This is a genomic window from Alistipes sp. dk3624, from assembly GCF_009557455.1.
Taxonomy (GTDB): Bacteria; Bacteroidota; Bacteroidia; order Bacteroidales; family Rikenellaceae; genus Alistipes_A; species Alistipes_A hominis.
In genome coordinates, this window is record NZ_CP045651.1 from 1957180 (window position 1) to 1970080 (window position 12901).

Sequence of the window (12901 nt, forward strand, 5' to 3'; positions counted from 1 at the left end):
GAAAGAGGAAAAGCTTTTTGAAAATTTCGCGATATTTGCACGGATAAGCCGGAAACGATATGAAACAAAAATTTTATAAATACCACGGAGCGGGCAATGATTTCGTGCTGATCGATAACCGTTCGGGCGGATTCGACGTTTCCCGCGCGCATGTGGCCGCCCTGTGCTGCCGCCGCACCGGGGTCGGCGCTGACGGGCTGATGCTGCTGGAAAACGATCCCCAGGAGTTGTTCAGGATGCGCTATTTCAATGCCGACGGCGGCGAATCGACCATGTGCGGCAACGGCGGCCGCTGTATCGTGTTGTTCGCCCATCATTTGGGGATCGGCGGATCGCGCAAGCGTTTTTCGGGGATCGACGGCGTGCACGATGCGCAAATCCTGTCGGCGGACGCGACGGCGGGCGAGATCCGGCTCGGCATGATCGACGTTCCGCGCGTGGAGAAATTCCCCGATCATTATTTTCTCGATACCGGTTCGCCGCACCATGTCGAATTCGTGCCGGATGTTCGGCGGGAGGACGTCGCCCGAAAAGGCGCAATGATACGCCGCAGCGATCCGTACGCCGCCGCCGGAGGGACGAACGTCAATTTCGTGGAGATCGTTTCGGACGGTCGTATCCGGGTGCGTACTTATGAGCGGGGCGTTGAGGCCGAGACGCTTGCCTGCGGAACCGGGGCCACGGCTTCGGCGCTGGCGGCTGCCGTGCGATCCGGAAGCGATTGCCGGAATTACCGGGTCGACGTCGAGGGCGGAGTCCTTTTCGTGTCTTTCGAACGGACAGGAGACGAGCGTTTTACGAATGTGACGCTTACCGGCCCGGCGCAAAAGGTGTTCGAAGGCTGCCTGGCGGAAAAATTTTAAACCCGAAGCGGTTGTTTTTTCAAAAAAAATCTCTATCATTGCAATCGTACAAAGGACGTGAATCCTGCGTACGAAGAACTGAAATCCATGTCAAACGTTTAAACCCTTACGTTTTCACGACCCATGAAATCGACCCATGTTTTCCGGAACAAGGCCCATGATTCCGAACCGGAAGATTCGTTAAAGCGAGCGGCCAAGCTCGAACCTATTAAAAAAAGCGGAAAAGAGAAGCGGGCGATTTACAGCCGACTCGACGAGGACGACGACGACGAGTTACTCTCTTTCAAGAAACGCGAATCGGTTCTCGACTATTTCGACGACGGTGAGGAAGAACAGGACGAACGATAAACGATCGTTTATAAATCGAATGAAACGGGAATGGCTGCCGCAGGGCGGCCATTTTTTACAAAATATCGAACAATCATGGAAAAATTCATCGTTGCCGCCGAAACGGCATTGCGCATCAGCGACTCGCAGCAGGGGGATACGACGCTCGTACTGCTGCACGGCTACCTGGAATCTCTCGAAGTGTGGGAGGATTTCACGAAATTGCTGACGCCCTACTACCGTGTGATCGCGATCGACATTCCCGGTCACGGCATCTCGGAGGTGCGGGGCGAGGTGCATAGCATGGAGTTCGTGGCCGATGTGCTGAAAGGGGTGCTCGACAAGCAGGGCGTCGCGCGCTGTTTCGTGGCCGGGCACTCGATGGGGGGATACGTCGCCGAAGCTTTTGCGGCCCGTTATCCCGAAATGTTGCAGGGGCTGATTTTGTTCCACTCGACGCCGAATGCCGATACCGATGCGAAAAAAGAGGACCGACGCCGCGAGATCGAACTGATCCGCAGCGATAAGAAAGAACTGATCGCCTCGCTTTTCGCTCCGAAAGGTTTTGCCGAGGCGAACCGCAAACGGCTTCGCGGGCGGATCGAACAACTGCAGGAGCTGATCTCGTCGACCGACGACGACGGCATTGTGGCGCTGCTGAACGGGATGATCGGCCGCAACGATATGAACGACATGCTGCACGGTTTGAAAGTGCCGCAACTGTTCATATTCGGCCGGATGGACGAATTTATCCCGGTCGAACGGGCCGAAGCGCTGGTCGCCGCTCATCCGCAGGCCGAAGCGGCGTGGCTCGATCATTCGGGACACATGGGCTTTTTCGAAGAACCCGAGGCCGCCGCGGAGATCATTCGCGGATTTATCGACAGGCACGCGGCTTGCTGAATGTTTCCGGCGCGGCCGTTCCGGGATTCGGGGAATAATAACGGATGTTTCTATTCGGCTAAATAATCTTTTTGTTTCACATGCCGGTAGTATTGCTGTAGGCGCGCTTTCAGGTCGCGTTCGGCGGCTTCCAACGCGGGGGTGCGGATTCCCGAAATATCGTTTTTTTGCAGGGTGTCGCTGCGTAGGTAGGCCGACAGCGTCCGTTCTCCGTCGAAAAAGAGCACCAGCGAATCGGTAATGCCCTGGTAAGTTCCGCCCGCATAATTCGACACCATCGGTTCGCGGTCGGTTTCGCGCAGCACGTCCCGTCCGAAGGCGAAATAGGGCCGGTCGTAGCCGGTCAGCCCGAGCAGCGTCGGCATCAGATCGATTTGCTGGGCGACCGAACGGTTTACGCCGCGCAGCGATCCGTCCGGCGTGTAGATCAGGCAGATGATTTGCGTGTTGCCGGTCGGGGTCAGCGTTTTTGGCGCGAAGGTTTCCGACGATACGTGGTCGGCTACGAAGACGAAAATCGTATTTTCGTACCACGGTTCCCGGCTTGAGGTCTCCATGAAACGGCGCAGTGCGAGGTCGGTGTACGCCACGCCTTTGTGTACCTTGGTTTTTCCTTCCGGCAGCGTCGCGGCGTATTTTTCCGGAACGACGAACGGGTGGTGCGAACTGAGCGTGAAAGCCGATGCGAAAAACGGCTGAGGCATTTCGGACAGCACGCGGCTCATGTACTGTAGGAAAGGTTCGTCCCAGATGCCCCAGTAGCCGTCGAAATCGTCTGTGCCGCACCGTTTTTCATAATCCTCGCGGCTATAATAATCCTGTACGCCGGCCTGCGCCGCATAGGCGCCGAAACCCATCGAACCGCGTCCCGAACCGTTGAAGAACGACGTTTTGTATCCTTTTTCGGCCAGCAGTGCCGGCAGCGCCTTCATCGGGGCGAGCGCCTGAGGCATCAGTACGAACGGTGTCCGGTAAGAGGGGATAGAAGACAGCACCGAGGGCAGCGCCTCGATCGATTTGTGTCCATTGGCGAATGCGTTCTGGAAATAGTATCCTTCGCGCATCAGCGAGTCGAGGAACGGAGTGTACCCGTGCCCGTCCGGATAGAGGTCGGGATTCAGCAGCGCCGAATGTTCGCTGCTGAAACTTTCCAGGATGAAAATGACGATATTGCGGTCGCCGAACGCAAGGGAGTCGCCCGCAGCGGCCTCCGGCCGGTGGATCGGGGTGTAAATGGCCTCGAGCGTCCGGTCGTCGAAGAATTCGGTGTACGCGATCGAGCGGTTGCCGAGCGTCCGCAGCATACAGAACGGGTTGCTGAGGATCAGGTTCGCCTTCGGACTCGACGCGGTATACAGCGTGGCGTTGCTGAGCGTGATCGGGCGCGTTTGTCGGCTGAATCCGCCCCGTATGCCCCCGATGGACAATCCGACTGCGACCAGCAGCGCCGGCAGATGGATCAGCGCGTAGGCCGTGTTCGACCGGATCCGCGACGGAGCGACCCGGATCCGGCGGTAGGCCCAGACGAGGGCGGCGATCAATCCGGCGGCAAACAGCGCGACGTACCAGTTTTCGGCGAGCGCTTTCAGCAGTACGGTTCCGGTATTGTCGTTGTTGCCGAGGTAGGAGAGTTCGTCCGAGGTGAACCTTTTTTTCGCGTAGTGGTAATAGACGCCGTCCGAGACGTTGACGATCAGCGCGAGGGCGTTGGCGACGGAGAAAAGCCAGAACAGCATCGTGCCGTACCACCGCCGTTCGCGCAGCCGCAGCGGTACGAGCGACAGCACGATGAACAGCGAGTTGACGTACAGGATCGACACCGTGTCGAACACCAGGCTGCCGTGTAGCAGTCCGGGCAGTTCGCTTGCCGCGAGCGGCCCGATTTCGGCCCGGTTCTGCAGGAAGAATACGATGCGGCACAACAGCCATGCCGCGTACAGCAGTCCCAACCTCAGGACGAGCGCCAGCGCCGGACAGAATCCGTCGAAATGCCTGCCGTTTTTCCGGTTCATTTTTTCGTGCGTTTTCCTTTGATGACGATTTCGGGTTTGCAGTAGACCGTCGAATGGGGCGGAACCGACTCGGTGAGCCATACGTTACCGCCGATCACCGTGTCGTGACCGATCACCGTGTCGCCGCCGAGGATCGTGCTGCCGGCGTAGATGATCACGTTGTCCTCGATGGTCGGATGGCGCCGGACGCCCGAAAGCTCTTTGTCGACAAACGTGGCGCCCAGCGTGACGCCCTGGTAAATTTTGACGTTCCGCCCGATAACGGTCGTTTCGCCGATGACGATCCCGGTGCCGTGGTCGATGTAGAAGTTCGGCCCGATGGTGGCTCCCGGGTGGATGTCGATTCCGGTCTGGCTGTGCGCGTATTCCGAAATCACGCGCGGCAATACTGGTATTTTCAGTTTGTGCAGCACGTGCGACAGGCGGTACACCATCACGGCGTAGAATCCCGGATAGCACAGGATCACCTCTTCGGTGCAGTAGGCCGCCGGGTCGCAGTTTTTGTAAAGGTTGGCGTCCTGCATCAGCCGGGTGTATATCAGCGGGATTTCGCCGAAAAACCGTTCGGTGAGATGTTCGCAGCAACAGTCCATGTCGGCGCACAGCGGGCTGATGATCTCCAGGAAATCGTGCTGGAGATTCTCCCATTTCAGATCCATTTCCTTCAGCGAGATGTTCCTTTTGTCCCGTACCGGGAACAGCAGGTTGGTCAGCGTGTCGATGAAACGGCGCGTGGCCACCTGAGACGGAACTTCGCGGTAAAACACCTGCGTCATCTTGTGCAGGCGGGACGGGAAATTCTTGATTACGTCGGCCATAGTCTATCTGATTGCCCGATCGTACGGAGCGTCGGCCGGCCGTCGGCCGGCTTCGTCCTCCGCGATCAGTTGTTGAATATACAGTTCGATGTCTTTTTTCAGTTTTTTATACAGGAAACACTCCTTATACTGTTCGTTGTCGAGCAGTACCTCGCGCACGTTGCGCAACGAGTTGTTGTAATTGCTCAGTTCGTTTTTCAACGACACGCCCTGCTTGGTTCCCGAAGTGATCCGTTCGACGGTCATGTCCCGCAGCCGTTCGCAAACGGTGTGCAGAAGGATCAGCACCACGTTGTCCAGCAGCGTATGGCCCTGCATGAAAAAATAGACATTGTCGGTTTCGACGCCGAACTGCCGGATATGGTGCCCGAAAGCGGCCACTTCGCCGATCCAGGTCGGATGGTTGGCTTCCAACGTTCGGAGACGCTTTTCGACCTGACGGCCGAGCCAGTGCAGCGTTTCGGCGCCGTCGTCGCGCAAATCGAGGTAGTTGAGCCGGACGCTGCTGCGGAAGTCGAGCAACGAAAAGGCCTTTTCGCTTTTGCGGCGGGCGGAGTAGGCGTACCACAGGAACAACGGGTAGATCGTCCGCGAATAAGCGGTCATGAACTTTTCGAAGTTGAAGATCAGCGTATCGTTTTTGGTCGCTTTGACGCACACCTTATGCAGCGACGGGGGGTGGCACAGGAAATTTTCGGTCGCATAGGCGTAGGTGTGGAACAGCCTCGGGGTGTTGTTCACCAGCCGCGACTGGTCGTTGAAGTTTTTGAACAGGTAGTCGAAGTCGCTGTCCATGCACAGGATCGTATCCCGGTCGCGCTCGTCGATCATCGCCAGCAGGACTTTTTTGCCTTTTGCCAGGTCGTCGCGCAACGGGACGCTGATTTCGAACTTCAGCCGCTCGGTTTCGTAGTCGTCGAAGATGCTGCGCCAGAACGCCACGTCGTCGTACCCTTCGACGAACACGCGGATCAGCCGATACGCGCCGTTCGCGTAACGGGAAACCATCGGAACCGTTTTGACCGGTTCCTGGAGTCGTATTGCCTGCCGTTCTTTCCTGCGTTTTTTCATATTCGGGTTCGGTTTGGATAAAGGCCGATGCGTTACCGTTCTTCCGGCAGCGTCACCCGCACCACTTCGATCCCGACGCGCTGCAACAGGTCGAGACCGTCGGTCGAATGGTAGTCGTCGCAGTAGACTACGCGGCGGATGCCGCTCTGAATAATCAGTTTCGAACATTCGATGCAGGGCGACGACGTGACGTACAGCGTCGAGCCTTCGCTGCTGTTGTTCGATTTGGCCACCTTGGTGATCGCGTTCGCTTCGGCGTGCAGAACGTAGGGTTTGGTCTTGCCGGCCTCGTCCTCGCAGATGTTCTCGAATCCGGCCGGCGTGCCGTTGTAACCGTCCGAGATGATCATCTTGTTCTTGACCAGCAGGGCGCCTACCTGCCGGCGGACGCAGTAGGAGTTTTCGGCCCAGATCCGGGCCATTTTGATGTAACGAATGTCGAGCTGACGTTGTTTTTCTTCCTGGTATCCCATAAAAAGATGTCGTGTATGCCGTTTCAGTTTTTATTCGATGTAAATTTCCAGCAGTTTTCCCTGTCCGGTCAGCGTTACCTCCTCGATGCAGGCAGGTACCAGTAGGGTCTCGCCTTTTTTGACGGTTTCGGAGCCGCCTTCCCAGCCGAGCGTCGCCCGTCCTTCGGTCAACATGTAGACGACGAACGAATCGCGTTCCACGTGGTTGCGTCCGACCGCGCCGTCCAGTCCGATCAGGTTGACGGTGAAGTAAGGCGATCTTTTCAGCGGAACCGCTTCGTTTGTCCGCGGTTCGGCGGTGATACGGTACGGGATGTCGTTGTCGAAACGGATCGCGTCGGCGGCCAGGTCGGTATGCAGTTCGCGCCCTTTACCCGAAGCGTCCGTGCGTCCCCAGTCGTAAATCCGGTAGGTGACGTCCGAAGCCTGCTGGATCTCGGCCAGCAGGATTCCCTTGCCGATGGCGTGGATCGTGCCTGCCGGAATGAAGAATGCGTCTCCGGGGCTTACTTTCGGACGAGAAAGAATTTCGGGTAGCGTGCCGCGCTCCACGTGTTCCGCATAGCGTTCGCGCGATACGTCCCCGTCGAATCCCAAGTAAAGCTCGGCTCCCGGATCGCAGTCCAGGACGTACCACATTTCGGATTTGCCGTAACCGCCGTACCGTTTCGCCGCCAGGGCGTCGTCCGGATGCACCTGCACCGAGAGTTTGTCCTGCGCATCGATGTATTTGATCAGCAGCGGAAACTGCAGGCCGAATTTCTCGTAAATTTTGTCGCCCACCAGGTCGCCCATATAGACTTCGATCAACTCTTCGAGGTTGTTTCCGGCCAGTATGCCGTTGCCGACGACGGATACGTCGCCGTCGAGGCCGGAAATTTCCCAACTTTCGCCGATCGTACGCTCCCGGGGCAGCCGTTTTCCGAGTTTTTCGGACAGCCGCCGCCCCCCCCAGATACGCTCTTTCGGCCGAGGCCTGAATTTTAACGGATACAGCATTCGCAACGTTTTAGCGAGCCCGGCTGCGGACGGTTCCCCGGAACGGAGAACGCAACGGCAGACAAAGCCCTGAATTTTAACGACAAATTTAACAAATTATGGCAACTTTTCATACCTTTGTTCCCGCTGCCGGTTCGCGGCGGCGGGTCGCAAGTGCGGACTTATGTGGCAATCAGCCCGATACCGTGAGGCGTGCCGGCGATTATTTTCGGATTATTTTAACCTCGCATCCGCCATGTGTTTGTTACGGGTAGAACAGGTCACCAAGCGTTACGCCGCTCATACGGCGCTCGACGACGTGTCTTTGGAAGTTCCGCGGGGGGCGGTTTACGGGTTGCTCGGGCCGAACGGCGCGGGCAAGACGACGTTGATCCGCATCATCAACCGGATCACGGCGCCCGACAGCGGCCGGGTGTTTTTCGACGGACGGCCGCTCGCTCCCGACGACATTTACCGGATCGGCTACCTGCCCGAAGAGCGCGGATTGTATAAAAAAATGCGCGTCGGCGAACAGGCGCTCTATTTCGCGCAGCTCAAAGGTCTTTCGAAGCGGGAAGCGACGGAGCGCCTGAGGGCGTGGTTTGAAAAATTCGGGATCGCCGAGTGGTGGGACCGGAAGGTGGAGGAGCTCAGTAAGGGGATGGCGCAGAAGATCCAGTTCATCATCACGGTATTGCACCGACCGGCCTTGCTGATTTTCGACGAACCGTTCAGCGGCTTCGACCCGATCAACGCCAACCTGCTGAAAAACGAAATCCTTGCGCTGCGCGACAGCGGGGCGACGGTGATTTTTTCGACGCACAACATGTCGTCGGTCGAAGAGATCTGCGACCATATCACGCTGATAGACCGTTCGCGCAACGTCCTGAGCGGCGCTGTCGGCGAAATTCGCCGCCGGTACGGCGAATCCGTTTTCCGGATCGATTTCGCGGGCGACCCGGCGGCGCTGTCGCAGCAGGAGCTGCAGCCTTACTGTTCGGTGCTCGGCATAAAACGCGGGGCGCCGTATCATACGGCCGAAGTGCGGCTCGTCTCGCCGGACGCCGTGCGTCCGCTGATCGGGCTGCTGAACGAACGAACCGAACTGCACGGCTTTTCGGAAGTGATCCCCGGGATGAACGACATTTTTATCCGGGCAGTCAACGGACAACTTGAACAAACCGACCATGAGTAAGATAGGATTGATTATCGGTCGCGAATTCAACCAGCGGGTGCGGAAACGGACGTTTATCCTGACGACCGTGTTGACGCCGCTGTTGATGGTCGTCCTGATGGTGGCGCCGGTACTGCTGAACAAGGTCGGCGGAAGCCGGCAGTTGGAGATCCTGGTGCTCGACCGCAGCGGTTGGATCGCCCCGCAGTTGCAAAGCGGCGCGCTGCTGAAGTTGACGCCTACCGACTTGTCCGAAGACGAGCTCGGCGCACCGGGAAACCGGTACAACTACCTGGTTATCGGTGAGGACGTTCTGTCCGATCCCGGGGATGTCCGTCTCTATACGAAAGAAGCCCTGACGTTCGACGTTGAAAACGATCTGAAGTCGCAGTTGGGCAGGATTATCGAAAAGCGGAAACTCGAAGCGCACGATATCCGGAACCTGTCTCAGATCATGCAGGAGGTCAAAACGGACGTTTCGATGCAGACTTTTCAACGGCACGATACCGGGGAACGACGGGCCAGTTCCGGCGTCCTGTCGATGACCGCTTCCTATCTGTTCGGGTTCCTGATCTACATGTTCGTTTTCATGTACGGCGTGATGGTCATGCACGGCGTGATCGAAGAGAAAAACTCGCGGGTGTTGGAGATCATCGTTTCGTCGGTCAGGCCGTTCGAACTGATGCTCGGCAAAATCCTCGGCATCGCGTCGGTCGCGTTGGTGCAGTTCCTGATCTGGGCCGCGCTGATCCTGGCGCTGGGAACGGCCGCCCTGCACCTGCTGACGCCCGACGCGTTGATTCGGGGCGCGGCCGTACCCGGGGTTGTGCCGCAAATGGACGCCGGTACGCTTGCGGCGATCCGGCAGGTAACCGACGGCGGTTTCCTGCTGAAATTGTTCGGCGGTTTCCTGGTTTATTTCGTCGGCGGCTACCTGCTCTATGCGGCGATTTTCGCGGCGGTCGGCAGCGCCGTCGACAACGCGCAGGACGCCCAGCAGTTGCAGATGCCGGCCACGATTCCGCTGGTTTTCGCGATCGTCGTGATGTTCACCACGATGCAGAACCCGAACGGGACGCTGTCCGTTTGGTGCAGCATCATCCCGTTCACCTCGCCGATCGTGATGATGGCGCGCATTCCGTACGGAGTGCCTGCGTGGCAGTTGGCGCTGTCGGTCGCGTTGCTTTACGGCAGTTTCCTTTCGATGGTGTGGGTGGCCGGCAAAATTTACCGGGTGGGGATTTTCATGTACGGCAAGAAGCCCGGATTCGCAGAGTTGTACAAATGGATAAAATATAAAGGATAATTAAATTGTAGTCCAATGAAAGAGTGTGTATTGGTAACCGGCGGAGCCGGGTATATAGGAACCCATACGGCGGTCGAGCTGATCGCGGCGGGGTACGACGTGGTCGTGGTCGACAACCTTTCGAATTCCGAACGGGCGGCGGTGGACGGCGTGCGTGAAATTACCGGCGCGGAGATCCCGTTCGAGCAGGTCGACTGCGACGATAAGGCTGCGCTCGCCGGGGTGTTCGACAAGTACAAATTCAATTCGGTCATTCATTTCGCGGCGTCGAAGGCCGTCGGCGAATCGGTCGAAAAACCGCTGTTGTATTATCGCAACAACATCCTGTCGCTGGTGAACGTGCTGGAACTGATGCGCGAAAAGGGCGTCCGCAACATCGTTTTCTCGTCGTCGTGCACCGTGTACGGGCAACCCGAAGTGCTGCCCGTGACCGAGCAGACCCCGCGTCAACCGGCCACATCGCCTTACGGGAATACCAAGCAGATATGCGAAGATATCCTGCGCGACACGACGGCGGCGTACGGGGAGCTGTACGGCATCGCGCTGCGTTATTTCAACCCGATCGGGGCGCATCCGTCGGCGTTGATCGGGGAGCTTCCGAAAGGGGTTCCTGGCAACCTCGTTCCGTTCATTACGCAGACAGCCGCCGGGATTCGGCCGTGCCTGAGTATTTTCGGGGACGATTACGATACGCCGGACGGTTCGGCCGTCCGGGACTATATCGACGTGGTCGACCTGGCCCGCGCGCACGTGGTGGCGGTCGACCGGATGGTCGGCGGCAAGAGCCGGTCGAATTACGAGTTTTTCAACGTGGGCACCGGTCGGGGGCGTTCGGTGATCGAACTGGTCGAAACGTTCGAAAAAGTCACCGGAGTCGAAGTGCCGCACAAGATCGTCGGCCGCCGGGCCGGAGATATCGAAAAGATCTGGGCCGATACCACGTTTGCGAACCGGGAACTGGGGTGGAAAGCCACGCGTCCGATCGAGGAGACGCTCGCTTCGGCCTGGGCCTGGGAAAAGCACTTGCGCGGGATGAAGTAGAGGGACGGGATTCGAAAACGAAAAAACCGCCGCATTCTCATGCGGCGGTTTTTTCGTTCGCTGGAGAAGTACGGTTCGCTATTTGGTGGCGTCGCAGACTCCGCGCAGGTAGCCGATCGATTCGGCCACGCCGGGCAGCGGGTTTTTGCCGTCCTTTTCGAATTCGAGGCTGACCACTCCGGTATAGCCGATCTTGCGCAGCGTTTTGACGATTGCCGGAATGTCCATGATCCCGCGTCCCATTTCCCAGGTCTGGCCCGCTTTCGACGCTTCGGTCTCGTCCTTGATGTGGATGTCGTAGATGCGGTCTTTGTACTTTTTCAGGTCGTTCACGCAGCTCGCTCCGAAGCGCGCCGTGTGTCCCAGGTCGATGCAGATCCCAATGCGCGGGTCGAGGTCTTTGATGTGCGCCATCACGTCGGCGGCGTCCGGGAATGTTTGGGTATCGGGGCCGTGCGTATGGATCGCCATCCGGACATTGTATTCCTTGATCTTTTCGTTGACGTAAGGCAGCAGCTCGTAGGCCGGAACCCCGATGAAAATGTCGGCGCCGTAGCGTTTCACGTATTCGAACGCGCGGTCTGCGTCGGCTTTCGAGTTCATGTAGATCGGGCCGAGGATGTAGCCGTTCACGTCGGCTGCCGCCAGCTTCGCCTTGAAGGCTTCCATCTGTTCGGCAGTGCTGTTCATCGGCAGGTGGAAATCTTTTACGCTCATGTATTTGACTCCCATCTGCTTCATCATCTTCAGGGTTTCGTCGATGTTGAAATTGCGGAACGAAAAGCCGGCGACGCCGATTTTGAAATCTTCCGAGCCGTGTTTCGTTACGAATTGGGCCGATGCCGTGCACGTTCCCAGCAGCAGCGCCGCGGCGGAAAATAACGTGATGAAATTGATTTTTTTCATGATTATTTGATTGGTTAAGGTTTTCGGGAATCGGGTTCAGGGGATCGGGACAAACCCTTCGGCCCGGACTTTCCGTTTTCCGTTTTTCGGAAAATCGGGAGCAGCGCTTCGGAACCGGTACGATCGCCCGCCGTCATCGTTACGGCAGGAGACGGTGCGGGGATAACCGGAGAGATTTTCATAGCGCGGGTTTTGGGGAATCGTTGCGGATGCGTTAACGTGTTTTGAGCCGGATGTTCCGGAATTCGATCTTCATCGGGGGGCCTACGTGCACCTGCATACCGATCAGTCCTTTGCGGGTGCGTTCGTGCGGATCGTCGTCCACGACAATGCTCATCACCTTTCCGTTGATCAGATGGATCAGCGTGTTGCCTTTGGCGATCACGTGGCACGCGTTCCAGCCGTCGCGGTCGATTTCGGCGAAAAGGGCGTCTTTGTCTCCGGTCGAGCCGATTACGTGCGGTTTTTTTCCGGGTTCGGCCTGCGTCGCCTGTCCGCGCAGCGCCAGAAAGGTGCGGCCGCGTTCCTCGTAATTCTGTCCCGTCCACTGGCCGGGGCCGTCGATATCCAGTTGGTATCCTTTCAGCGCATGTGCGACGCCGGGCACTTTCACGCTGCGGTAGTTGATTCCGCTGTTGCCCTCCGGGGAGACCCGGTATTCCATTTTCAGTTCGAAATCCGCCGGCGTCCCGCCCTTCCAAACGATGAACGAATTGCGCTCCAACAGCGTTTCCGGCGTCACTTCGCCGACCATGCGGTCTCCTTCGACGCGCCAGTAAACTGGGTCGTATTCCCAGCCGTCCAGCGTTTTGCCGTCAAAAATGGCCGTGAACCCGGTTTCCGGTACGTTTTCGTCCGGGAACGGGGATTGTGCGCCGAGCGGTTCCGGCATCCAACAGAAAGCGGCTATACAGGCCGCAAAAACCGTTTTGTTCGCCGCGTGGCGAAGCGAGAGCGAAATCGTCGTCATTTTGGATCGGTTTGGGTGCGCGGGTCTCAGGTGTGCCCGTGCACGGGTTAGCTTACACG

General features: G+C 57.9%; 13 protein-coding genes. 6 read left to right on the forward strand and 7 right to left on the reverse strand.

The genetic code is table 11. From position 1 onward, the window contains the following. Window positions 1–59: 59 nt before the first annotated feature. The 3 genes from dapF (at window position 60) to GFH31_RS08300 (ending at window position 2093) form a co-directional block, all read left to right on the forward strand. Window positions 60–863 carry a diaminopimelate epimerase gene (gene dapF / locus GFH31_RS08290; protein WP_118457057.1) on the forward strand — a complete coding sequence of 268 codons (804 nt, stop codon included), beginning with the start codon at window positions 60–62 and terminating at the stop codon, window positions 861–863. 123 nt (window positions 864–986) lie between these two features. Continuing rightward, the gene (locus GFH31_RS08295; RefSeq protein WP_055202686.1) at window positions 987–1211 is read left to right on the forward strand and encodes a hypothetical protein; all 225 of its coding nucleotides are present in this window, start codon (window positions 987–989) and stop codon (window positions 1209–1211) included. A 75-nt stretch (window positions 1212–1286) separates the two neighbouring features. Then, window positions 1287–2093 carry an alpha/beta fold hydrolase gene (locus GFH31_RS08300; protein ID WP_153497767.1) on the forward strand — a complete coding sequence of 269 codons (807 nt, stop codon included), beginning with the start codon at window positions 1287–1289 and terminating at the stop codon, window positions 2091–2093. A 50-nt stretch (window positions 2094–2143) separates the two neighbouring features. On the opposite strand, the gene GFH31_RS08305 is transcribed toward GFH31_RS08300, so the two are convergent. From GFH31_RS08305 to GFH31_RS08325, 5 genes are read right to left on the reverse strand one after another with little or no spacing between them, the layout of a single operon-like run. Further along, on the reverse strand, window positions 2144–4105 hold the full coding sequence (locus tag GFH31_RS08305; protein ID WP_153497768.1) for an LTA synthase family protein: 1962 nt from the start codon (window positions 4103–4105) through the stop codon (window positions 2144–2146). Beyond that, complete coding sequence (gene epsC / locus GFH31_RS08310; RefSeq protein ID WP_055202682.1) at window positions 4102–4923, reverse strand: serine O-acetyltransferase EpsC; 822 nt, start codon at window positions 4921–4923, stop codon at window positions 4102–4104. Before epsC ends, GFH31_RS08305 begins: the two co-directional genes overlap by 4 nt. Window positions 4924–4926: 3 nt before the next feature. Beyond that, on the reverse strand, window positions 4927–5994 hold the full coding sequence (locus tag GFH31_RS08315; RefSeq protein WP_101571855.1) for a DUF4435 domain-containing protein: 1068 nt from the start codon (window positions 5992–5994) through the stop codon (window positions 4927–4929). A gap of 32 nt (window positions 5995–6026) precedes the next feature. Continuing rightward, a complete protein-coding gene (locus GFH31_RS08320) occupies window positions 6027–6467 on the reverse strand; it encodes a deoxycytidylate deaminase (protein ID WP_055202678.1) in 441 nt (146 codons plus the stop codon). A gap of 30 nt (window positions 6468–6497) precedes the next feature. Beyond that, window positions 6498–7466, reverse strand: a complete 969-nt coding sequence (locus GFH31_RS08325) for a type I phosphomannose isomerase catalytic subunit (protein ID WP_153497769.1) — start codon at window positions 7464–7466, stop codon at window positions 6498–6500. A 235-nt stretch (window positions 7467–7701) separates the two neighbouring features. Here GFH31_RS08325 and GFH31_RS08330 point away from each other — a divergent pair, with 235 nt between their 5' ends. From GFH31_RS08330 to galE, 3 genes are read left to right on the forward strand one after another with little or no spacing between them, the layout of a single operon-like run. Beyond that, window positions 7702–8640 carry an ABC transporter ATP-binding protein gene (locus GFH31_RS08330; protein ID WP_101571852.1) on the forward strand — a complete coding sequence of 313 codons (939 nt, stop codon included), beginning with the start codon at window positions 7702–7704 and terminating at the stop codon, window positions 8638–8640. Beyond that, window positions 8633–9925 carry an ABC transporter permease gene (locus tag GFH31_RS08335; RefSeq protein ID WP_153497770.1) on the forward strand — a complete coding sequence of 431 codons (1293 nt, stop codon included), beginning with the start codon at window positions 8633–8635 and terminating at the stop codon, window positions 9923–9925. Before GFH31_RS08330 ends, GFH31_RS08335 begins: the two co-directional genes overlap by 8 nt. 15 nt (window positions 9926–9940) lie before the next feature. Beyond that, window positions 9941–10966, forward strand: coding sequence for a UDP-glucose 4-epimerase GalE (gene galE, locus GFH31_RS08340; RefSeq protein WP_153497771.1), 1026 nt, complete (start codon window positions 9941–9943; stop codon window positions 10964–10966). A gap of 78 nt (window positions 10967–11044) precedes the next feature. Here the strand turns inward: galE and GFH31_RS08345 are convergent, their stop codons facing one another. Both GFH31_RS08345 and GFH31_RS08350 read right to left on the reverse strand, forming a co-directional pair. Beyond that, window positions 11045–11872, reverse strand: coding sequence for a sugar phosphate isomerase/epimerase family protein (locus GFH31_RS08345; RefSeq protein WP_055202666.1), 828 nt, complete (start codon window positions 11870–11872; stop codon window positions 11045–11047). A gap of 214 nt (window positions 11873–12086) precedes the next feature. Then, window positions 12087–12842: a DUF1080 domain-containing protein gene (locus GFH31_RS08350; RefSeq protein ID WP_228385746.1), complete on the reverse strand. Its 756-nt coding sequence runs from the start codon at window positions 12840–12842 to the stop codon at window positions 12087–12089. Between the last annotated feature and the right edge of the window lie 59 nt (window positions 12843–12901).

Coding starts and splice junctions, on each gene's coding strand:
- dapF (WP_118457057.1), top strand. CDS start 60: ATGAAACAAAAATTTTATAAATACCACGGAGCGGGCAATGATTTCGTG.
- GFH31_RS08295 (WP_055202686.1), top strand. CDS start 987: ATGAAATCGACCCATGTTTTCCGGAACAAGGCCCATGATTCCGAACCG.
- GFH31_RS08300 (WP_153497767.1), top strand. CDS start 1,287: ATGGAAAAATTCATCGTTGCCGCCGAAACGGCATTGCGCATCAGCGAC.
- GFH31_RS08305 (WP_153497768.1), bottom strand. CDS start 4,105: ATGAACCGGAAAAACGGCAGGCATTTCGACGGATTCTGTCCGGCGCTG.
- epsC (WP_055202682.1), bottom strand. CDS start 4,923: ATGGCCGACGTAATCAAGAATTTCCCGTCCCGCCTGCACAAGATGACG.
- GFH31_RS08315 (WP_101571855.1), bottom strand. CDS start 5,994: ATGAAAAAACGCAGGAAAGAACGGCAGGCAATACGACTCCAGGAACCG.
- GFH31_RS08320 (WP_055202678.1), bottom strand. CDS start 6,467: ATGGGATACCAGGAAGAAAAACAACGTCAGCTCGACATTCGTTACATC.
- GFH31_RS08325 (WP_153497769.1), bottom strand. CDS start 7,466: ATGCTGTATCCGTTAAAATTCAGGCCTCGGCCGAAAGAGCGTATCTGG.
- GFH31_RS08330 (WP_101571852.1), top strand. CDS start 7,702: ATGTGTTTGTTACGGGTAGAACAGGTCACCAAGCGTTACGCCGCTCAT.
- GFH31_RS08335 (WP_153497770.1), top strand. CDS start 8,633: ATGAGTAAGATAGGATTGATTATCGGTCGCGAATTCAACCAGCGGGTG.
- galE (WP_153497771.1), top strand. CDS start 9,941: ATGAAAGAGTGTGTATTGGTAACCGGCGGAGCCGGGTATATAGGAACC.
- GFH31_RS08345 (WP_055202666.1), bottom strand. CDS start 11,872: ATGAAAAAAATCAATTTCATCACGTTATTTTCCGCCGCGGCGCTGCTG.
- GFH31_RS08350 (WP_228385746.1), bottom strand. CDS start 12,842: ATGACGACGATTTCGCTCTCGCTTCGCCACGCGGCGAACAAAACGGTT.